The sequence below is a fragment of the Nitrosopumilus sp. b1 genome (assembly GCF_014078545.1).
Classification (GTDB): Archaea; Thermoproteota; Nitrososphaeria; order Nitrososphaerales; family Nitrosopumilaceae; genus PXYB01.
This window is the reverse complement of sequence record NZ_MU078723.1, coordinates 14,903-36,499: the sequence shown is the minus strand read 5'-3', so window position 1 is coordinate 36,499 and position 21,597 is coordinate 14,903. Positions and strand designations below refer to the sequence as shown.

Annotated in this window: 24 protein-coding genes; 9 read left to right on the top strand and 15 right to left on the bottom strand. The window is 36.9% G+C overall.

The window, feature by feature from the left end; genetic code table 11:
- Positions 1 to 95: 95 nt before the first annotated feature.
- The 4 genes from C6988_RS05875 to C6988_RS05860 are packed head-to-tail and all read right to left on the bottom strand — an operon-like array spanning position 96 to position 4,201.
- A complete protein-coding gene (locus C6988_RS05875; RefSeq protein ID WP_182134133.1) occupies positions 96 to 1,889 on the bottom strand; it encodes a hypothetical protein in 1,794 nt (597 codons plus the stop codon).
- On the bottom strand, positions 1,886 to 2,560 hold the full coding sequence (locus tag C6988_RS05870) for an archaellin/type IV pilin N-terminal domain-containing protein (RefSeq protein ID WP_182134132.1): 675 nt from the start codon (positions 2,558 to 2,560) through the stop codon (positions 1,886 to 1,888). Before C6988_RS05870 ends, C6988_RS05875 begins: the two co-directional genes overlap by 4 nt.
- On the bottom strand, positions 2,557 to 3,015 hold the full coding sequence (locus tag C6988_RS05865; RefSeq protein ID WP_182134131.1) for a hypothetical protein: 459 nt from the start codon (positions 3,013 to 3,015) through the stop codon (positions 2,557 to 2,559). The genes C6988_RS05870 and C6988_RS05865 overlap by 4 nt, the downstream gene beginning before the upstream one ends.
- Positions 3,016 to 3,031: 16 nt before the next feature.
- The gene (locus C6988_RS05860; protein ID WP_182134130.1) at positions 3,032 to 4,201 is read right to left on the bottom strand and encodes a TackOD1 domain-containing metal-binding protein; all 1,170 of its coding nucleotides are present in this window, start codon (positions 4,199 to 4,201) and stop codon (positions 3,032 to 3,034) included.
- 139 nt (positions 4,202 to 4,340) lie between these two features.
- Here C6988_RS05860 and C6988_RS05855 point away from each other — a divergent pair, with 139 nt between their 5' ends.
- The 4 genes from C6988_RS05855 to C6988_RS05840 are packed head-to-tail and all read left to right on the top strand — an operon-like array spanning position 4,341 to position 8,805.
- Complete coding sequence (locus C6988_RS05855) at positions 4,341 to 5,981, top strand: type II/IV secretion system ATPase subunit (protein ID WP_255464298.1); 1,641 nt, start codon at positions 4,341 to 4,343, stop codon at positions 5,979 to 5,981.
- On the top strand, positions 5,981 to 6,904 hold the full coding sequence (locus tag C6988_RS05850) for a type II secretion system F family protein (protein ID WP_182134129.1): 924 nt from the start codon (positions 5,981 to 5,983) through the stop codon (positions 6,902 to 6,904). Before C6988_RS05855 ends, C6988_RS05850 begins: the two co-directional genes overlap by 1 nt.
- A gap of 5 nt (positions 6,905 to 6,909) precedes the next feature.
- The gene (locus tag C6988_RS05845) at positions 6,910 to 7,854 is read left to right on the top strand and encodes a type II secretion system F family protein (protein WP_182134128.1); all 945 of its coding nucleotides are present in this window, start codon (positions 6,910 to 6,912) and stop codon (positions 7,852 to 7,854) included.
- A 54-nt stretch (positions 7,855 to 7,908) separates the two neighbouring features.
- Positions 7,909 to 8,805, top strand: coding sequence for a TrmB family transcriptional regulator (locus tag C6988_RS05840; RefSeq protein WP_342752371.1), 897 nt, complete (start codon positions 7,909 to 7,911; stop codon positions 8,803 to 8,805).
- Here C6988_RS05840 and phnE read toward each other — a convergent pair whose 3' ends face one another.
- The 7 genes from phnE to C6988_RS05805 form a co-directional block, all read right to left on the bottom strand.
- Positions 8,806 to 9,594: a phosphonate ABC transporter, permease protein PhnE gene (gene phnE / locus C6988_RS05835; protein WP_255464297.1), complete on the bottom strand. Its 789-nt coding sequence runs from the start codon at positions 9,592 to 9,594 to the stop codon at positions 8,806 to 8,808.
- The gene (locus tag C6988_RS05830; RefSeq protein WP_255464296.1) at positions 9,581 to 10,393 is read right to left on the bottom strand and encodes a phosphonate ABC transporter ATP-binding protein; all 813 of its coding nucleotides are present in this window, start codon (positions 10,391 to 10,393) and stop codon (positions 9,581 to 9,583) included. The genes phnE and C6988_RS05830 overlap by 14 nt, the downstream gene beginning before the upstream one ends.
- Before the next feature lie 36 nt (positions 10,394 to 10,429).
- The gene (gene phnD, locus C6988_RS05825) at positions 10,430 to 11,404 is read right to left on the bottom strand and encodes a phosphate/phosphite/phosphonate ABC transporter substrate-binding protein (RefSeq protein ID WP_182134126.1); all 975 of its coding nucleotides are present in this window, start codon (positions 11,402 to 11,404) and stop codon (positions 10,430 to 10,432) included.
- A 75-nt stretch (positions 11,405 to 11,479) separates the two neighbouring features.
- Positions 11,480 to 11,815, bottom strand: coding sequence for a winged helix-turn-helix domain-containing protein (locus C6988_RS05820; RefSeq protein ID WP_182134125.1), 336 nt, complete (start codon positions 11,813 to 11,815; stop codon positions 11,480 to 11,482).
- Positions 11,816 to 11,820: 5 nt separating this feature from the next.
- Complete coding sequence (locus tag C6988_RS05815; protein ID WP_182134124.1) at positions 11,821 to 12,153, bottom strand: winged helix-turn-helix domain-containing protein; 333 nt, start codon at positions 12,151 to 12,153, stop codon at positions 11,821 to 11,823.
- A gap of 74 nt (positions 12,154 to 12,227) precedes the next feature.
- The gene (locus C6988_RS05810) at positions 12,228 to 12,959 is read right to left on the bottom strand and encodes a CbtA family protein (RefSeq protein WP_182134123.1); all 732 of its coding nucleotides are present in this window, start codon (positions 12,957 to 12,959) and stop codon (positions 12,228 to 12,230) included.
- Positions 12,960 to 12,968: 9 nt separating this feature from the next.
- Positions 12,969 to 13,184, bottom strand: coding sequence for a CbtB domain-containing protein (locus tag C6988_RS05805; RefSeq protein WP_182134122.1), 216 nt, complete (start codon positions 13,182 to 13,184; stop codon positions 12,969 to 12,971).
- Positions 13,185 to 13,417: 233 nt separating this feature from the next.
- Here C6988_RS05805 and C6988_RS05800 point away from each other — a divergent pair, with 233 nt between their 5' ends.
- The gene (locus C6988_RS05800; RefSeq protein ID WP_255464289.1) at positions 13,418 to 13,903 is read left to right on the top strand and encodes a DUF4443 domain-containing protein; all 486 of its coding nucleotides are present in this window, start codon (positions 13,418 to 13,420) and stop codon (positions 13,901 to 13,903) included.
- A gap of 16 nt (positions 13,904 to 13,919) precedes the next feature.
- On the opposite strand, the gene C6988_RS05795 is transcribed toward C6988_RS05800, so the two are convergent.
- The 3 genes from C6988_RS05795 to C6988_RS05785 are packed head-to-tail and all read right to left on the bottom strand — an operon-like array spanning position 13,920 to position 16,320.
- On the bottom strand, positions 13,920 to 14,861 hold the full coding sequence (locus tag C6988_RS05795; RefSeq protein WP_182134121.1) for a lysylphosphatidylglycerol synthase transmembrane domain-containing protein: 942 nt from the start codon (positions 14,859 to 14,861) through the stop codon (positions 13,920 to 13,922).
- 51 nt (positions 14,862 to 14,912) lie between these two features.
- On the bottom strand, positions 14,913 to 15,425 hold the full coding sequence (locus tag C6988_RS05790; protein WP_182134120.1) for a hypothetical protein: 513 nt from the start codon (positions 15,423 to 15,425) through the stop codon (positions 14,913 to 14,915).
- A gap of 1 nt (position 15,426) precedes the next feature.
- On the bottom strand, positions 15,427 to 16,320 hold the full coding sequence (locus C6988_RS05785) for a DsbA family protein (protein ID WP_182134119.1): 894 nt from the start codon (positions 16,318 to 16,320) through the stop codon (positions 15,427 to 15,429).
- A 124-nt stretch (positions 16,321 to 16,444) separates the two neighbouring features.
- Here C6988_RS05785 and C6988_RS05780 point away from each other — a divergent pair, with 124 nt between their 5' ends.
- Positions 16,445 to 17,926 (top strand): hypothetical protein, encoded by a 1,482-nt coding sequence (locus C6988_RS05780; protein WP_182134118.1) that lies wholly within the window; start codon positions 16,445 to 16,447, stop codon positions 17,924 to 17,926.
- A gap of 191 nt (positions 17,927 to 18,117) precedes the next feature.
- Here C6988_RS05780 and C6988_RS05775 read toward each other — a convergent pair whose 3' ends face one another.
- Positions 18,118 to 18,453 (bottom strand): hypothetical protein, encoded by a 336-nt coding sequence (locus C6988_RS05775; protein ID WP_182134117.1) that lies wholly within the window; start codon positions 18,451 to 18,453, stop codon positions 18,118 to 18,120.
- Positions 18,454 to 18,581: 128 nt separating this feature from the next.
- Between C6988_RS05775 and C6988_RS05770 the strand changes: the two genes are divergently transcribed.
- From C6988_RS05770 to prf1, 3 genes are all read left to right on the top strand, one after another.
- On the top strand, positions 18,582 to 19,349 hold the full coding sequence (locus C6988_RS05770; RefSeq protein WP_182134116.1) for a rhodanese-like domain-containing protein: 768 nt from the start codon (positions 18,582 to 18,584) through the stop codon (positions 19,347 to 19,349).
- Positions 19,350 to 19,459: 110 nt separating this feature from the next.
- On the top strand, positions 19,460 to 20,110 hold the full coding sequence (locus C6988_RS05765) for a DsbA family protein (protein WP_182134115.1): 651 nt from the start codon (positions 19,460 to 19,462) through the stop codon (positions 20,108 to 20,110).
- A 206-nt stretch (positions 20,111 to 20,316) separates the two neighbouring features.
- Positions 20,317 to 21,597 (top strand): peptide chain release factor aRF-1, encoded by a 1,281-nt coding sequence (gene prf1, locus C6988_RS05760; protein ID WP_182134114.1) that lies wholly within the window; start codon positions 20,317 to 20,319, stop codon positions 21,595 to 21,597.

Below are 21,597 nucleotides of genomic sequence, written 5' to 3'. Positions count from 1 at the left end.
TCAGACATTCCCACAACATCATGATTTTAGTTATAGGAATTTTCCGTGCGTAAGGGGGCGTTCTATTTTTACTCTTTATCGATAAACTCGTTAACCTATGGTATCACTTGTAACACAACCTCAGATGTTGGACCTATTGCAAAATCTTCCCCAGGATCCCCATTTGTAACCTTACCGTCTGCCAAAATATACATCACATACATCTGCTCATTAGTCACTGTAGGTGCTGTTGCAGAAAATTGAATCGTTTTTCCCTCTAAACCTGCTGGACCACTACCATCAATTGCACTATTCAAATCACCAATTATCTGAGATGAATTATCTGAAAATGTCTGGTAACTAGTCGTAAAATCACCAAATCCATTGATGCTAGCTGGATTTACAGTCCATCCCCTAGGTACATTAATGATTAATCGAGAGCTAGCATCAATCTCATTTGTTGTTCCCTTTTCAAAATCAGCTAAAACTACATTAAATGTCTGAGAAGAACCAGATAAAATACCAGTCTTGTTAACATAGATGTTACTGCTCAATGTAGAATCTGGAACTGTTGACAGATACACATTGACCATTGAAGTATCTGAATTTCTATTATCAAATGATGTGCTGTATCCTGCTTTGCCAAACTCACCTACTGTAGTAAACACATCAACATGTACAATTACTGATTCTAGTAATGCAGAGCTTGCAACACCACCAGGATGGACTTTAGCTAGAAATGGAAACACAGAGTATGGTGCAATTCTTTGTGGAGTATCCAAGTCCTGCCACATTAACTGGTTGTGAGCTGGACAAGACCATTGGTTAGTAGTAGGCGCTACAGTTAACGGATTACACTTGTCAGAACCAGATGATGAATCAAGCATTACATCCTGACTGTTTGCCCTAGGACTAAACACTGATATCGTAACCTTACTGACATACATCTCCTGTCCTGTAGGATTTACGATATTTGCACCCCATAGTGCATGCTCAGGTGCATCACCAAACGGAGATGGAATCACCATGAATATTTCAGGACGAGACAGCAAGTCCTGTGTCAGAACAATAAGCTCAGATGAATCAGGTGCTTGCAGTTTTACAGAATCAGAATCATCATTGCTTTTAACAAAATATCCTGTTATTGCTTCAGTTCCAGTTGCATTGCCAGAAAATGTAACAAAATTTCCAGCAGTGCCATTTACTCTAAACTTCCAAGTGAATATTGTAGATTCGGCAGGATCCAGTGTAACTGGGATGGGATTTGGCGGCAAAGGCGTTGCAACGCCACTGGATGGTGTGATGATTAGCTGCTGTGGTGCAACATCATAGATTCTGCTTTTTCCAATGTTTGTAACATGCATTGCCAGTGTAGTATTCTGGCCAACTTTGACATCAGGTGGAATTGTAAATACTTCGGCTCGAAGCTTGTTTGCACCTCCTGCAAAGAGCTCCTCAGTGTGTATCGTACCTAAAGTAGATACCACTTTAACATCATAGGTATCAGGAATCATGTGTAATTGCTGGTTTGATACAATGTCTGCCCCATATCCAGGCGGTATCACAGTATCAACTCCAGTCAGATTATACGCCTTTACTGGATAATCATTTGCAGCATCAGTCTTGTTGATAATCCATAGTCTAGATATCTCAACTGGGTAGGTTCCCTCATTTTTTACTAAAACACTTAGCTTGTTATCATTTAATGGGTCAGTAGAGACCGATATAGAATACTGTTCACGAATTTTCTTGATTTCATTTTTTGTAATTGATTGCTGTGAATTTATCAGTTCATTTTGTGTATCTAATGCCAGAAACACTACAGATAGTGAGCTTGTCATTAGTACAAGAAAAAATAAGGCTCCAACTACAGTTGATATTCCACGTCTAGTATTCTTCCATGGTATCACCGTGTATCACCACTTAGTATGATAAATTCAGATGGCTGGTTTGCACCAAAGTTGATATGAATTTGCAGTGGACGCCAGACTAGAATGTCAGGTGCGATATCACCACTTAGTTTTATCACCAGTCTGACTTCTTGGTCTGGAAGTAACTGATTTGTTGACTGTTGTAATAGCTGCACACTATCTGATTCGGGAATGATACTAAACTGTCCACCTAATGGATACTTTCCAGTAAAATCATCAACAGATGTCTCTAATAATTTTCCTGATGTATTTGGATCCCAGCTGTGAAGTACATTGTTTATCTGAACATTATGTATAAAGACAGGTTTTGTGTATGTATTTTTTATTTTCAAAACAATAAAGTGAGTTCCTTCATTGCTAACACTTAGTGGAATGTTATCTTCGTATAATGCACATGAATCAGTACACAGCTCCTGATCAAAGTTATTATCAAGCTGAATTATATTTGAAAGATTTACAGAATCGCGTGTATCATATCCTGTCAGTTTAATTGAATTTGGCGGTATATCTGAAACTGTTTTTCCAACGTTTGTCAAATCCGAATCACTCATTATTATTGATAGAAACAGTGCGCCAACTAGCGTCATTGCTAATATCAATAAAGTAGTGATAACTTCTGATACTCCTCTGTGCGATGATGATACCATCATGTGTTAAACGGCCTCGCTATAGTATCAAAAAAATTCCCACGTCCAGTGATTATTGAGATTTTATACTCGCTGTTTGAATAGTAGGAATCCTGCCATTCCTCTGGTGTGGCATTTGGCAAATCTGCCTTAAATGATATATCTCCTGAATCTTTTATCATCATCAAAGAGGCCAGATTACTCTGAGAGAAGATTACCTCTTGGGTATCCATTTTTACTACAGTAATTTTGTCAACTGAGGTCTGAATCGTGCCTATATTGCGTATTGATATGGTAACAGTATCGCTTTTTGGCTCAAATCTAATATGCTCAAATATCAAATCCTCACGCAGTGAATTTGATGTCTCAGGGCCCGTGGTGATTAGCCTCTGGTTTAGCTCATTTGTTTCTCCAAGACCCTGACTTAGAATTACTCCACCAATTGGAACTACCACTGCCAACATAAACAAGCTCCCCACAACCTGACTTATCCCCCTACTTTTCCTCATTCTCACTCAAAACCGATAATCTTGTTTTTATCACATCTTCAGTATCATGAATAATTTGATCAGTATTCTGTGATGCAATTACCGATACGTTGTAACTTAGTGCAATTGATTTTGCCTTGTCTGATATTGTTGCAAAACCAATCAAAATTGCAATTGATGGTGATGTATCAAGCACTTCGATAATTTTTGAATTAATTTCTGAATTGTCAATCTCTTTTTCTGCTTTTTTGATAAAAATCATTATGCTCTTTCCAGAATCATTTATCCCATAGATGTCTACATGATGATACCTGCCACTTGTTCCTTTGATGGAATAATTCTCATCTGCCTTAAATCCAAACTTTGTTAACAGATGTAGCAGATTTTGTTGCAGTTGTATTGTCTCTGAATTTGAATCATAGTTATCATCCCGTAATTTGTACCCATTTACTGAAATTGTTGCAGCATTTCCTGTATCAAAATCATGATCATGTTTTCTACAGTATAGCTTTATCATGACGTCATCAAATTTCTCATTGCAGTTGTTGCACTCATACCACATTGCAGGAATTCGAATCTCTTTTGAATCCTTGATTGGTTTTTTGCATGAAGGACATGATGTCACCTCATTGTTTTTATCATGCTCAAACTTTGTTCTCTCTGAAATGTAACCGCATCTAGTATGCTCTAGTAGATGTAGCTTTTCAATATCCATTGATGAGCATTTCTTACAGTACAGTCTGACATTGATGTTAAAGGAGTCTGAATGCTTTGGGCAAACTATAATCTTTTCATGAACGACTTTTTCTAGAATCTGTGCATTCTGTGATGATAAATTTTCTAAAAACTCGACATTATCTTCTGATTCATTAATCTCAGTTAAAATTGGATATGTAACCACTCCATTAAAGAAATCAATCTTTGGTGCAATGACTCTGTTTTTGTGTCTTTGAATTGTCTTGATTAGCTGAGAGATTTTATCAATGGCAGGCTCATTTGTTGCAATGTCTGGTGAGGGATTTTTCTCAGGTGTTTCATCTGCCCCAGAGGCCTTTTGCCTGTGCAGAAACGAGTTGATCATTGCCTGTTTTAGTGGTATTTTCTCTGATTTTGGCTCAGAATTGTCCTCTTTTTGGGTCTTTTCTTCGTTTTTTAGCTTGTTTTTGTTAAACATCATAATTTTCGCCTTTAATCCTACCTCTAAATAGCAAATCCGAATTGGGCATCATACATTATCGAATATTATCGGATGTAAGACGAATGTTGTTCATTTGTCCGAACAATTGTTTAAGAAAATTATTTTCCCACTAGAATCATTGGAGTTTAAAATTATCAAGGATATCATCCCCAAGGTAAAATTAAGATCTATTCTAAACCCAAAGTCAGAGTTTGAGCATGTTGTAAATGCTGATCATTCAAAGCTGAATCTTGCATCCCTGCCAAAATCAGTAGAAGAAGATGACAACCCTAACATTCCAAAGTTCTTTTCTGTATCAAAGCTAGATTTTGAGGGAGTCGAGATTCACGGCGGAGTGGTAAAGGATCCAACATCAAAAAGTGGAGTACGATACATGGTGATTCAGCCAAGACTAAGTGTTCGTGATAAGAAAAATTTTGATATTATCAGAAAATTATTGATGAGTGAATTAACCGTATCCCTGCATGAAATAAAGACAAAAAAGGATGCAGAAAAACGGCTCAAAAAGAAAATCATTCAATTAATTAAAAAATACAAATTAGAAATCCCAACAAAAAACCTATCAAAGATTTCATACTATGCAATTAGGGATTTCATCTATCTAGGAAAGATTGAGCCATTAATGCGAGACCACATGGTTGAAGAAGTAAGTTGCGATGGTACAGGAATTCCATTATACGTATGGCATAGAGAGTATGAGTCCATTCCAACTAATGTTGTGTTTAGTACTGATGCAGAGCTAAATAATTTTGCAAGAAAGGTATCATATGTCTGTGGCAAGCACGTTTCCATGGCAAACCCAATCATTGATGCTTCATTGCCAGATGGTTCAAGAATTAATCTAACATTAGGTCATGAAATTACAAAACGCGGCAGTACATTTACTATAAGACGATTCAGAGCAGACCCAATTACTATAATCGATTTGATAAAGTTTGGTACAATGAATACAGATATTGCAGCATATTTGTGGTACATTGCAGAAAAAAATTCTACAATGTTAGTAGCTGGCGGTACTGCAAGTGGAAAGACTACTGCATTAAACGCACTTGCATCATTTATCAGGCCAGGACAGAAAATAGTCAGCATTGAAGACACTCAGGAGCTAAACTTACCTCATGAAAACTGGATTCCTGCTGTATCAAGACAAAATTTCACAGATGGGCAAATTGGTGAGATTAACCAGTATGATTTGCTCAGAGCTGCACTCAGACAAAGACCAGATATTATCATCGTAGGTGAAACAAGAGGTAGAGAGGCATATACTCTATTTCAGGCAATGGCCACAGGTCACGGAGGTTTCTCATCAATACATGCAGATTCTGTAGAGGCAACATTGACAAGATTGGCATCCTCACCAATGGATATTCCAAAGCCATTGATTGCAAATACACTAGATCTAATCACACTGCAGCTAAAGATTCGCGTCAAGGACAAATCTGTTAGAAGAATTATCCAGATTTCTGAAATTGCAGGACTAGATGAGGAGACAAACGAGATAAAAACACACGAGATATTCAAATGGAATCCAAATCAGGACATCCACCAGTATGCAGGAAATAGTGTTGTCCTAGAAAAGATCAAGGACAGAACGGGTGAAAGTGATGATGAAATCAACTTTGAGCTAAAGAAAAGAAAGATTGCCCTAGAATGGATGGTAAAAAATGATATCCGAAAACACAAAGAGGTAACAAAGAATGTCCTAGAGTTCTACTCAGATCCAGAGCGATTCTATGAAAGAAAGAGAATGGTGGTTTGATGTCGTTTCTTTCAAATCAAAACAAATCAAAGAAACATGATGAGGCAACATCATCAATTCAGGTTCTTAGTTACAGATTGTTAAAGAATCATGTTCAGCCATTATACCCAAGGCTAGCTTCACTTGAAAAGAATCTCAAGCAGGCAATGATGCCAATTCCATTTGATGTCTATGTCTGCAGCATGGTTTTTTTCAGCTTTATTGCAGGAATTGTAGGTGTTGCAATTAGCATTGTAGCTGCACTATTTGTTAACATCCAACCAGTTGCATTTGCATTTTTGTTACCAATACTAGCTGGTTGTGGTATCGGCACTGCAACATTTTTTGTTTTACAGATGTTACCATCAATTAATGTCAAAAACAGGGCAAGTAAGCTTACTGAAGAGCTACCTCACTTCATTGGATACATGGCAACACTCGCTACAAGTGGCCTTGCACTAGAGGGAATCTTCAAGGCAATTGCAAATGAGGATTCTGAAGAGGAGATAGTAAAGGACTGTCGATTCATCACCAGAAATATTGAGATTTTAGGCATGGATTTAGTCAGTGCAATAGCTGATTTAATCAAAAGAGCCCCCAAAGGCCCCTATGCTGAACTGCTAGAAGGTGCAATCATCACAGTACAAACTGGTGGAAATCTCAAAGAGTATTTCATTGCAACTGCAAAGGTACAGCTAGAAGAAAAAAAGATGGCACTGCGAAAATCTACAGAATCACTGGGCGTCATGGCAGAGATGTATACTATTTTGCTAATTGTTTTTCCATTAATGGCAGTAATCATGTTATCCATCATGGCAATTATGAGTCCTGATTTAGCTGGCTTTGATCTTATTCAGTTAATGAATCTCTTAACATATGTCTTGGTGCCATTCTTTGGTGTTTTACTTTTGTTTATGATGGATTCAATGGTGCCAAAGAGGTAATACATATGCAAGAGTTTCAAAAAAATCTAAACGATGTTGAAGTTCCAAAGCTTTCATTCTTTCATTCTGAAAAATTCAAAATAGGAATTGCGTCAGCTGTTGCAAGTGGAGTAATACTATTTCTTAGCTTTTATCTTTCCGAATTATCCATCACTACTGGGATTAAGGACATTGGCATAGTATTTGGTATTCTGACTGGAATTGTTCCAATTACTTTACTTCAAGTTAGAGAGTCACAAAGAAAAGATAGCATTGATAGAAACCTTCCATTGTTTTTATTGTCTCTAGTTAGTGCAGTCCAGAGTGGTTCAAATCTTATCAAAGCCATAGAGCAGGCAGGAGATAGAAACATGGGTGCGCTAACACCAGAGCTAAAAAATCTTCGAGCAAATATTAGTTGGGGCATCCCCATAGATGATGCATTTGAAAACTTTGCAAACAGAATGGGAACTAAAATTTCACGTAGAGTAGTAGTATTATTACAAATGGCACTAAAGATTGGTGGTGATATCACAACAAACCTTGAGATGATTCAAAAGCATGTCACTGAATTGCAGAATTTAGAAAAGGAGAGAAAATCAAATCTTCAGCCATACACCTATACAATTTACATCTCTTATGCAGTCTTTATTGGAATAGCTGTCATTCTATCATCTCAGTTTTTTGCAGAGATTGAGACTGTACAGGAGATGCTAAAAAATACAATGAAGATGACAGGCAGTAATGGGGCAGGATTCTTTACTGCTTTAGCAGATATTGAGATTGACCAGCTAAATTCCCTTCTATTCAACATGGCCCTAGTTGAGGCAATATTTGGCGGATTAGCAGCAGGAAAGATTGGCTCTGGAACCTATGTTTCAGGAATCAAGCACGTGGTAATCATGGTAGTCATTGCAGTGCTTGCATTTGCCCTAATCAATACGGATTCCATTGGAACAATAGGCATCTAGGCGTAAATTTATGCCTAAATCCTGTTCAATTGTCCGTTCAATTTAGACACCAAATTGAGTATTACTGGGAATTTCCCAAGAAAAATTACATTGGCTCAAAAGGCATACTCTAGTCTAGGCATAGGGGAAGGAGAAGAAAAGACACCCCATCTTAGCCATATTGATGAGCTAGGAAAGGAGTTAGCTTCAGTGCTAGACCTTGAAGAATTAGAGGGTCATATCTACCTGAATTTACTGCGTACAGGTCCTATTACTGCTAGTGCATTAGCTAAAGAGCTCGACATTGACAGAGCAAAGACATACAGAACAATTGACAAGCTAGTAAGTGAGGGATTGGTATCAACTACATTTTCAAATCCTAAATTATGTATTCCAATTGATCCTGAAGAAGCACTCAAAATTGTTCTACGAAAAAAGCAAGATGAGCTCAACAAGATTAAAAAAGTTGGAGAAAAAGTAATTCAGCGAGTACAGGGAGTAGTCACTGCAGGATACGGAACAAATGTTCCAACATTTAGAATTGCTCAAGGATTAACAAACATTTATGCAAATATTGAAAAATTAATTGAAGAATCATCTGATGTAGTGTATGTTGTAACTACAATCAAGGATATCTCAAAGATGTATCACACAAATATTCCTGAAAAGATCAAAGTTTGTGAAAAGAAAGGAGGTTCAGTAAGATTACTAGTAGATATAGAAGATGACAAGATGTTACCATTTGTAAAACGCTTTTCTGCAACAGAAACTAAAATTGGTAAATTGCCATCAAAAGGAAGAATCATTGTATCAAAAGGAAATCAAATGATAATGTCAGATGCAACTGCAAAGGGTTCAATGAGCTCAAGCACCGAGACTGACTTTGCATTGTGTACAAATTCATATGAGATGGTAAGCAACATTCTCAGTTTATGTAACTTTTTGTGGAAGGCAGGAAAACCAATCGAATAATTATTTTGTTTTTACTAGTACGCCACGTTGAGATTTTATAATATACTTATCTCTAATTTTTACACTGATTAGATCAATAATCAATACAACAACTAAGACAACACCCATGAATACAGCGGCTTTGCCATACTCAAAAAATTGGATATAGCTTATGATATAATATCCTATCCCTCCGGCACCAACCAAACCAAGAATACTGGTTTGTCTTACATTGTAATCAAACATGTAAAGAATTTGCCCCAACAAGTGTGATGCAGATTCTGGAATAACTACAAACCTGATTAATTGTGATTTTGAGACGCCGATAGAACTAATGGCATCCATTGGATCAGAATCAATAGCCTCAATTGTCTCGTATTGAAGTTTCGCTACAAAGCCAATTGTATACATAATGATAGCCAAAACTCCTGCAAATGGACCTAATCCAACGATAATGACAAACAAAATTGCCCAAAGAATAGAAGGAAACGTCCTAATCATTGCTAACAATGCTCGCATAGGGGCATACACCCATTTGCTATTCAGATTACGAGCTGCAAGAATGCTCAGTGGTAATGCTATTGCAATTCCAATCATTGTTCCAATGAACGCCATCTGTATTGTTTCAAACATTGCAACAAATGCAACTTCAAATAATTGGGGATCAACTTGAGTCATCTCTTCGGCAATTTTTATGATTTTTGGAAAACCACCAACAAAATCAGCTGGGTTTGCGTTAATGTTTACTGATGCAGCAATAACCACTGCAACAATTATTCCAATAATTAAATTATTTTTAGGATTTATCATCGTACATCTCCAGAATTTCTTGTTGGGTAACGTTTCCAGTTTGAAAGTCTACTATACTATCGCCTTCAACACCAATTTCTAAAATTTTTTCTCCTTGCTTAATTACAGCAACCCTATTTGCATATTCTAATGCAAGATTCATGTCGTGGTGAACCATTATTACTGTTAAATTGATCTTTTTTTGTGCTTCAGTAATTAAATCCATAATTTCATGTGATGTAACATGATCTAATTCAGAAACAATCTCATCTGCAAGAATTATCTCCGGTTGTTGCATTAGAGCTCTTGCAATTGCAACTCTTCGTTTTTCTCCACCACTTAATTGATATGCCTTTCTTTCAGATTTGTTTTCCAATCCAACCATTTTGAGAATTTTATTGGCATCATTGATTTCATTTTCTGGAAATACAGAAAAAAATGATTTTAATTTATCCACTCTAGGCAGTGCACCCATTAGAGTATTTTCTAAAACGGTTAGATTTTTCACCAACCCAAGTGTTTGTGGTATGTAACCAATTTTTGTCATTACTTTTTTAAAACTTTTATTTGAAATGTTGGGAGTTTGATAATCAACTCTGATAGTTCCCTTACTTGGATTCATCATGCCGTTAATTAGTTTGAGGAGCGTAGACTTTCCTGAACCTGATTGTCCAACAACAGCATAATTCACACCACGGTCAACAGACATGGTGACTTCTTTTAATGAGTAGTTTTTACCATCATATGAAGCCCATACATCATTCATTTGAATAATTGTCTTTGAAGAGATTTTTTGGATGGGTTTTGAAATTACCTTCATCATTGGTGGTCAATTATGGCCCATTAATGTGAATTACTAAATGTGTGGAATCTTTGTTTTTGCAATAGCATTACCCAATTCTGCCAAGTGTGAATAATGATTCACAGGGATAAAGTCAGTTGCACCAAATAGTGCTGATTCGAGCAAATCTGGTCGTTCAGTCTTCATATCAAGAACTGCTTTTTCAAATTGTGCTATTTGTTCTGGTGACACAAGGTCGGTTCTGTAAATAATTCCATGGGTTGGGACTGGTCCTTGTTTTTCAATAACTTTGATTTGACTTTGTTCTTCTGGTGTAAGGAATCTATACTTTGCATGATCACCACCAGCAGCAATATCGACTTGTCCTGCAATTAATGCAGTTAGAGATTGCTGATATCCACCACTGAACAGTACATTTCCAAAGTATGTCTTCGGATCATCTCCGCCTTTAATCAAACCCTTGTCCACTAGTTTTGCCATAGGGAAGAGATAACCACTAGTAGACGTAGGTCCAGAAAATGCTACATTCTTGCCTTTAGCATCCTCAAGTGTGTTGATTCCACTGTCTTTTTTTACCCAAAATTCACTATAATAGAAAGTATCTAGTTTTTCTCCAGAGTCGCTATCAAATGGTCGAACTTCTGCCATGAATAATAATGATTTTCCATCGCTTCTTTCATTTGCAAGTTGTGCTGGTCTTGCACTCATAAATGCAATTTGTGTTGAGCCCGTGACCATGGACTCTACTGTAGTTGTAGCATCAATTGGATAGAAAAATTCAGTTTCAATACCTAGTTTATTTGTAAAGTATTCTTCTAATGCGTTTCCTTGCATTTCAAACTTTTTAGGATCTTCGTTAGGCATTACAGCAATTGTAATTTTTTTGAGCTCTTTTGGTGCAGATTGAGCTTCGATGTTATCTTGTCCATCCATTCCAAAACCACCAGCTGCATAACCTACAGCAATTCCAGCAATTCCTGCTATAATTATACCAGCAATTAGAATTGTTTTTGATTGTTGGGTGCTCACGAAAATCACAAGTTCAGAGCATTATATTAAGAAACGTATCAATCTAAAAGTATAGAATAAGAATTTGAAAATTAATCAAGAATTGTTGTTTGGATACAAATGCAAAACAGGCTCGGTTTCATTAAAAGTAATTTCAACTTTTCCTATTCTGCTTCGATAATGCTTGATCTTTTTTCCTTCAGAGGATATCACAAATTTCTCCACATCAATTAGTGCAAGATCCTCAAGGTTAGACACAGTCTTGTAAACAGTAGATAAGGATATTTGCAGTTCGTCGGCAATCTGTGTTGCATCTTTTGCCTCATTTTTTACTGAAAATAGAACGGCTCTTGTACATACATTACTTAATGATTCAATAATTTTTTGCGTTACATCAAATTCACTTAATTGAATGATATTTCGTTTTTCCATTTTTATCACGTGTTAGGAATTAAAACTAGAGACGGTTCTGGCTTTTTTATGCTAATGTCTGCTTTACTAATTCTTGAGCGATATACTTTGAATTTCCGTCCCTTATCGGAAATCATCCAGCTATCAACTTCAACTAGTGTTAGCTCTTCTAAATCATTTAATTTTTTGTAAACTGAACTTAATGGAATTTTAAGTTCATATGATAAATCAGTTGCAGTCTTTCCTTTTTTAATCATTGAGAACAGTATTGATCTGGATTCAGCATCTGCCAATGCCTCTAGAACTTTTTGAGTGATGTCATATTTTTTTAATTGTGGTAATGTCAGTCGTTTTGCCAAGTGTATTTCCGTAATACTTGAGTTATTTAAACGAAAGCCCAGTTATTCTAAATTTCTAGAATGAGAATGAAAAATCAGTTAGAAGAGACATACATCTCTTTGTCGGGCTGGAACTTGTTCCACAGGACACCCAAAATTATTGGAATTGATATCCAAAATGAGGACACTGCAAGAACAGACATCATTCTAAATCCATTTACCAAGTCCATTGGAGCACCTACCTCGTCTGGATTTGCAGGCATTACAACAAACATTACACCGATTAGTACGCTATATCCAATAACTGATACAAGTTTCTTTCTTCCTTGAAATCTTTTTGATAATTGATAAAATCCTAATGCTGAAAAGCCAGAGATTGCAATAAAAGCCAAAAACAAAACAGAACGCAACACTACAGTTTCCGCATCTCCAACTGTCGGAGGATTTGCAGGATATTTCAAAAATGGCAACAAGTAGATTGTCAACCACATGATTCCAGCCAGAATCAATCCCTTTTTGACATTATTACTTCCTGGTAGCACCTTTCTAGAGTATGCAAAAACTATACCAAACAATGCACCAACTGATGTTCCCAAGATAGCACCTGCCAATACCTGTCCGCCTTTTTGCCAGTAACGATAGGAATTATACTCTATCCAGAATTCAGGAGAGTCTTTTTCCTCACCAGAAGCAAAGAGATTCTGGTTTTCAATGTTAATTGCGTTATCAAGATAGGGCTCAACTAAAACAAGATTAGCTCCACCATGAATCAAACCTGCAATTGCGCCTGAAACTAGAACTAGAATAATAAAAAGTGCCGTTTTCATGACTAATCACTAGTGGCAGGGAAAGCCTGCTGCGTGCCTCATGTCATGAGTCAGCTCGTGGATGTAAAGTTGATCAAAAGCTTCTGCGCCTTGAATCATGCTAAACAAATGTCCTTGATCAAATCCTACAACGAATAGACCAAAAGCAAAGATTGCAGCTAGTGCAATAACTGCTCCAATTGGAACACTAGATTTAGTTACTGTTATCTCTCTTGATTGAGACATACAGCAAAACAATTTTGTTTTGTATTTAAATTCTTGGATAATTTGTCCAATATAAATAACAGAAAAACCAATTAGAAGATCTGCACCAACAGATCAAAACATTACAAAGTATTGTCTCAAGAAAAGGATCAAGCAAAGTCCTAACATTTAGTATTCCGCATGTCTTCAAGGCTTTACAAGTTTTAGAAAAAGATCATTATGTCAGTAGAGCAAGTTTTTGTAAGGTTCTCCACTTGGGCGAAGGAGCTGTTAAAACATTAATTCTTCACTTGAAATCTTCAGGACTTGTAGACTCTACAAAATCAGGAACATATCTAACACCAAAGGGTAAGACATTTGTTACAAAAATTCTCCAAGAGATACCTTCTGAATGCACAATTACAAAAAATAAGATTCTAAAGTCAAACCACAACCATGTCATTCTACTTCGAAACTATGCAGACGCAATAAAATCAGGCATGGAACAAAGGGATTACGCCATACTGTATGGTGCAACAGGGGTTATCACCTTAATCTATTCAAATGGAAGATTCATGTTTCCAAACGAAGGAAAGGAATTCTTTACAGAAGAACCGGAACTAAAAGAAGAGCTAAGAAAAAAACTCGAACCAAAAGAAAATGATGTCATCATAATATCTACTGCAGATGATGATTTTATGGCCGAAGTGTCTGCTAAAAATTCTGCACTATACACTATTGCCATGCATGAACATCATTGATACAAAACAAATCTATTCATGAATTTTGTTTTAGAGCAAAGCGGGCAAATATAATTCCCAGAATGGTTCCAAACCATATCGTTGAAAGTCTTGTAAAAATAACAACTAGAGAGGCAATTGAAAGGCTCAATCCTTGTTTAACTAGTAAATAATCTGCAATTCCTTCAGTAACTACTACACCGCCAGGAATAAGAGATAATATTCCATACCCAAGTGATGTAAAATAGATTTGAGATGTCAAGACATAACCCAAATCAACACCAAATGCCAGAAATCCAACATACACTGCAAGTGCATCAATGCTCCATCCTGCGATGCTTATCAACCATCCCTTTGTCATAATTTTAGGTCTAGTCAAAATAAGAAACGAGTTGCTTGACTCAATCTCAGGAAGCTTGTCTGCTAAAAATTTAATTTTGGATAATTTATTGCGAATCGAAGAGAACACTCTCAGACGAGTAATCATCAAGAAGATCAACAGCAACAAGAAAGATGAAATTACAACCAATGTTGAAGAAATCCAGCTAAATGATAACCAAAGGCTGAAAAGGATTATTGTTGTTCCTGCAAGTAAATCATGATACCGCTCAAGAAAAATCATTGCGATTGATTTGCTGCTTTGAATGTCACATTTTTGTTTCAGAAAATACGCTTTTATGAAAACTCCAAATCCACCTGGAGTAAAAATCAGCGATAAACCACCAAGATAAATTATCATATTTTGTTTTAGTGAAATCTTTTCATCAAGAATGCGAAGAAATTCTCTTTGGCGAAGAGATTTGATAAAATGTGAAAATATGCCAATGCCTAAAACCAGGGGAACAAACTCTAGCCTAATTTTAGAAAAATGATCCAAAATTGTACTTACATCGGAAGATAGGATCAGTATAACGTAAAAAAACAGGATTGCCAGAAAAACCCAGATTGAGTTTTGTTTTATAGTGTTCCAGCTTATCAAGTCATATCACCAGTAAGAATATGTCAGTATGTTCCTTATTGTGTATACATCTCACTCGTTTCTGAATTTGTCAAATTTTACTTTGCATTCTCTGTTCAAATCCCTCACGAGCATAAAATATGTAAAAACAAGAATACCAATGGAGAGAATCCGCAATGGTATCTCAAAATTTGTCAAAACAGTTGTAGTCACTCCCCCCACTACACCAAATATTGAAATCAATGCAATTCCTATACCTCCGCAACATGCCCCAGCTCCTGCACCGATAACTGAGCCCAAAATTCCTGTTCGAAGTTTTTTGGTGCTAGCATGAAGAAAACGAATGCGGTAAATTGCCATGCTAAGAACCAAAGCTGTCAGTGCAGAAATAACAATTATTGATAAAAAACTAACTACCTGGTACTCGGGCACATAAAATAAAAAATATGGCTCAAAGAAAATAAATTCAGTCAGTATAGTCAGTGGCAAAAACAATCCTGCAAATACTAGAATCCATAATCCAATGTATGTAAAATTAGAAAATACAACTTTTAGTGCTAAACCGTTCTTTTCAATAAAGCTCATGTTAGCTAAACTCACTAATTACTCGCTCAAATATCATCGATGGTTGCGGACCGTTGATCTTTTTTATCTCACCAGTTTCAGACACTACAATAAACGATGGAGTTCCAACTATGCCCTGTGATTGGGCAACTTGCTTGTTGTATTCCACTCTAAGTGTATTTTTGTCCCAATACAGACACTGCTCAAACTTGTTGATATCCAAATTCAATTGCTTTGCATATTCCACCAAGGAATCAAAATTTGCCCAGCCTGTTTGGATACCATTATAATTTAATGCCAAAATTTTGTGATACTCGTCGTACTTGCCTTGTTCTTCGGCACAGTAAACTGCCTCAGCTGCAGTAATGGAATCATCCCCAAGAAGAGGATAATCAAGGACATAGAATTTTGCTTTTCCCTTATCAATTACATTTTCATTTAGGATTTCCTTTTCGTGTAAAATCCACTGTGCACATTTTTCGCACTGATAGTCACTAAACATTATGATCATTACCGGTGCATCAGATAATCCTTCATAAGGTCCAGCCTCCTTTAGATCAAAAAATTCAGCAGGTGATTCATCTTTGTTAACTGAAACAATTCCATGTGAAATCAAAAATTCAATTCCGTTTAGAAATTCCCTGTCTGAGATGTTCCCATCTGCCCACCACTTTGCATTGTTTTTTATCCAATCAGGAATCTTGTCAGTGCTTTTTTCACTCATTTGATTTTGTGAAACTTTGATCAAATCATTGTTAACTAAAAATTCTAAACCAGTGACAAATTCATCATCAGAAATTTGATCCTCTGCCCACCACTTTGCATTGTTTTTGACCCAATCTGGAATGTCATTAGCAAAAACAACATCTGGGGTAAAAATTACAAAAATTATCAATACAAACAAAAATGCTTTCAATATGGAACAATTACAAAAAAATCACTATTAAGGAGAAAGACAATTTTCACTTTTGAAAATATTTTAGACTCATTTTTGATAATCAAAATGCCCCTTTTATATAGAAAATTGGCCCTAAACAACAATGACAAAATTATCAATAGCTGTACTCTTTATGACATCAATTTTGATGACAGGAGCAATAATTGCTACTCTTGATAGTATAGAACCTGCTTATGCCGCAAAGGCAAAGGGAGTTTCCTCGACACAGTTTGGTGAGGACACAAGAAAGATAGTTTGCGGAGACAGACTGTGTTCTGAGATCGAAGGCGGAAGAGAAGCCTTTGATAGAGGATCCACTACACCATCAAAAGCATTACCTGTTCAACAGCAAAGAACACTAAGTGATTCAGATTGTATGTGTGCAGGAGATTGCGCATGTGATGAAACTGGAATGTGTACTTGTGCAGGTGCTGACGGACCATGTATGTGTGGTGAGGACTGTACTTGTGGAGATGCTGCTCATGCAAAATCAGAGCATAAAATGAAAGAGCATTCAGGCGATCATGCAAATTCTGAACACAAAATGAAACATTCTGGAGATTATCATAAAAAGTCTGATCACGGAATGAAGACGGATTCTGGCACCATTACATCATCACAGGACCCAGGTATTGGTCATGAGACTCATCAGTTAGCAGTGCTACTTGCACCATCAAACAAAGTCTACAAGGGAATGGTAAACTATGCAGCATCAGAGAGCGTCCAGCTTGTTGCATTACATGGACCATTAACAGATGATGAAGTTAATGGACAACCAATTTGGACTCCAGATGGAGAGACAAAGTTTGCATTAACTCTAGTTGATACAAAGACAAACATGGGAACATGGATGTTTACTGGAAATGCACTAGCGGTGCATACATTCAAGGACCAGCCATTTACCGTAAGCTATACAGTACATTATTCAGAAGTATCTGAAGGTACTGCAATGGAAGGGTCATGCAATTGTGCATCAGATTGTACATGTGATGAAGATGGCATGTGTACTTGTGCAGGCATGAATGGTGCATGTATGTGTGGACCAGATTGTGACTGCGGAGACCACTCTAGTCATGGTGAATCTGGACATAAGATGAAGGCAGTAACTGGAACAGCAGTATCATCACAAGACCCAGGTATTGGACATGAGACTCATCAGTTAGCAATTTTGCTAGCACCAAGCAGTTCACCATATTCTGGAATGGTTACCTATTCTGCATCAAAGAATGTTCAACTTGTTGCATTACAGGGACCTTTGGACAAAGATGATGTTAAGGGACAACCAACATGGACTCCAGATGGAGAGACTGTGTTTGCATTAACTCTAGTTGATACAAAGACAAACATGGGAACATGGATGTTTACTGGAAATGCACTAGCGGTGCACACTCCAAGTGAAGAGCCCTTCACTGTTAGCTACTCCATTGTGTCAATGGGTGGCCATATGGATGAAATGTCTGAGAGAGCCCACGGCGAAACTTGTAACTGCACAGCAGATTGCATGTGTGACGAAAGTGGCATGTGTACTTGTGCAGGACAACCAGGACCATGTATGTGTGGACCAGAATGTGATTGCGGTCCATAAATTCTCATTTTTTAAAATTCATTTTATAATCAAAAGACAAGTAACTAGTTTGTTATTACAGACTATCAAATGTACAAGACTTTGATGTAACAGTTTACATTAATTACAATTTGTAAGTTTGTATAAAATCAAATCCAATTGGGTTTAACTGTTATTTCTTAAAAGAAAAATATCAAGTAAAATAAAAAAAGTTAGGATTTGGGTTGAAATAGGGTATATTTTTCTTCAAGAATTCTCTTGTTTTCCAGATATTTCATAGGAACAGAGTATGTCACCTCTATGATATCTCCGGGTGAACCCACATACTGATCAGTTACTACTGTAACACCAGTAGATGTTTCAACAACGATCCCTTTTTCGGTAACTGCGATTATCTTTACCTCTTCGGTAATCTGTACGGGCAATTCGGAAGTAATCGGAGTAGCGAATATCACAAAATATGCTACTATTGAAGCAAACATTATTCCGAATAGCATCGGAGTTACCAAATGACTGGTTTTTTCTTTTTGTATTGCTTTTGGTTTCATCTCACTATTATTACGTTAAACTGGACAATAAAGAGAAGAGATGTTTTTCAATTCTAGTTTCCACTCTTGAAAATCACAAATTGAAAATGTACTTATTCATTATATCCTAAGATATCAGGGAATTACCAATGAAAACAAAACAAATCGGCATAATTGGTGCAGTGATGATTGGTATTGCAATTGCATGGACCATGACATTTTTCAGTGCAGATTTGAACCAGGATATTCAAGTTATTGATACCCCGTATGCTATTGACGCTAGTACACTACAAAACAAGATAAAAGAGAAGCAAATCTTTGTAGTTGATATTCGAGACGAGCAGTCTTATGCTGCAGGACACATCCCAGGTTCTTCATTTGATTATCTTTATGACTCTACACTAGACAAGAGAGTAGGCACCATTCAAAGTAGATTACCGGATGTTGCTTCTACAGCACAATTCGTATTGATTGATGAGGATGGAAAGGTATCAAACCAAATAGCACAATCAATGTCAGAAAACGGAATTAAAACATTCTATTTAGAAGGCGGCATTGAGTCTTGGGGTGAAGAATTGAAGACTACATCTACTCCAAAGAAGATAGATGCAAGTCAGCTCTATTCTAAAATCCAACAAAATGAAGATATTTACTTGCTTGATGTAAGGGAACCAAGTGAGCTAGAAGTTACAAAGATTTCCTCCAGCGTAAACATTCCACTTGCAGATGTTTTTTCCACAAATCAAATTGAGCAAATCCCTGATGACAAGCCCGTGGTAGTGATATGTGCTTCCGGAAACCGTGCCACCATTGCAACATATGCATTAGCATTGGAAGGAATTGACTTTCAAGTTCTTGAGGGCGGAATTAACGCATGGGATTCATTTCTTGAAGAAAACAACCTAAATCCCATCTAATTTTTTTAAAAATTAAATGAGCAAAAGTTTTTGCAAAAAAATGAAAACAGCCTCGTTATCCAAACCAATGATTCAGCAAACTATTTACACAAATCAAATTTGGTTAAAACATGTTAAAGTATCTTGCAATTCCAATTGTAATCGGGGTCATCACAGGAATCGCACTAGCAGTTACCTTTGAAGATGACAATAAAGATGATGACATTTTACTATCTGCTCAAAAGCTAATCAAAGATGGCTCCCCAATTATGGGCGATAAAGACTCAGAGATTACAATTTTAGAGTTTGGTGATTACCAGTGTACATTTTGCTTTAGGTTTCACCAGTCTACACTAAAGACACTAGAGAAAGACTATATCGATACAGGAAAGGTAAGACTAGTCTTCAAAGACTTTCCACTAAACGGTCCGGACTCAGTACTGGCAGCAGAAGCATCATACTGTGCAGAGGACCAAGGAAAATACTGGGAGTACCATGATGAACTGTACACAAACTGGGCTGGTGAGAAGACAGGCTGGATTACTAGAGACTCACTTGATGCATTTGCTAAAACTGTAAATCTAAATCTTGAAGAGTTTAACCGGTGTCTTGATTCTGGCAAGTATAACAAAAGAGTTTTAGATCATCAGGACTTTGCAAGACAGATTGGCGTTGATGCAACTCCGTCATTTTTCATATTCAATGACGAAAAGATAATCAAAATTAGAGGAAATCAACCTCTTGATGTATTCAAACGAGTCATTGATGATTTGAAATCTTAGTTTTGCGCTTTGTTCTTAGCTGAGTTCCACAGCATGGACAGTGAATATCTTCACAAAACATATACACATTACAATAAGTACAGCGTTTAGCTCCTCCCTGATATCGGCTCTTCTCCGATCTATATCGTTCGCATATTCCTCTGCATGCCAATTATGACATTATAATATCAACCAAACTTAATATTCGCATCTGAAAAAATTTCACCATGGGAAAGATTCAGGTCGATAAACAGGACTCTGTAAAGCTATACAAGATTAGAAAAACCCTTGAGGAGCTTTCAAACAAGTCAGGACACGGCACTGAATTAATCAGCGTATACATTCCTGCTGGAAAGCAATTACATGAAATTATCAGCGTACTAAAAGAGGAGCAGGGAACTGCAGTTAACATAAAGTCAGATCTCACCAGAGGTCATGTGGTTGATTCACTTGGAAAAGTAATTCAAAGACTCAGACTGTACAATAAAACTCCTGATAGGGGCTTGGTAATGTTTTGTGGTGCACTTCCACCAGAAGGTGGGGGTCCAATTGGTAGTGAAGTGGTAAAGGTGTATGAGATTGACCCACCAAAAGAGCTCAAGACGTTTCTGTATCGATGTGATGATCATTTTCATGTTGATATACTAAAGGACATGCTAAAAGATGACAATCTAATTGGCTTTCTTGCAATTGATTCCAAGGATGCAGGTTGGGGTTTGTTGCATGGTGATAAGATAGAAGTACTATCTGAAACTGGCTCTGGTGTTGCAGGAAAACACAGACAAGGAGGACAGTCTGCAAAAAGATTTCAAAAGTTGCGAGAGATGGAGCTGACCTATTACTTTAATCGTGTAGCTGAAACCACACGTGAATATTTTGTTGACATTTACCAAGTAAAGGGATTGATTGTCTCAGGGCCAGGCCCAACAAAAGAAGACTTTGTCAATGGAGGGTATTTGGAATATAGATTACAAGAAAATATTATTGCCACACTAGATACATCATATTCTGGTTCAGAAGGAATCAGAGAAGCATTTGCAAAAGCATCTGATGTATTATCAGATTTCAGAATGGTTGAAGAAAAACAAATTGTTGAAAAACTATTTCAAAAGATAAACTCTCACTCTGGACTAGGTACCTATGGCCTAGGTGAGGTAATTGATCTTCTAAAAAATAATGTGGTAGATACTTTGCTCATCACTGATGATACAAATCTAATCAAGCTAGATGTTGTGTGTAATCGATGTAAGCATCTTCAAGAACAAATTGTAGAAAGACCACAGGTCATTCCAAAGAGAACAGAACTACTTAGTGCACCATGCCCAGGATGCAAGGCAGCAGACTTGACAGCAAATGAGCAGGACATAGTAGACTATCTATCATTAATTGCTGCAAAGACCGGTGCAAAGATTGAAGTTATCTCAGGTAGTGCAGAGCATGGTGCAATGTTAGCTAGTCTTGGCAAAGTTGGTGCCATTCTAAGGTATAATCCAGGACACGCAAAATAG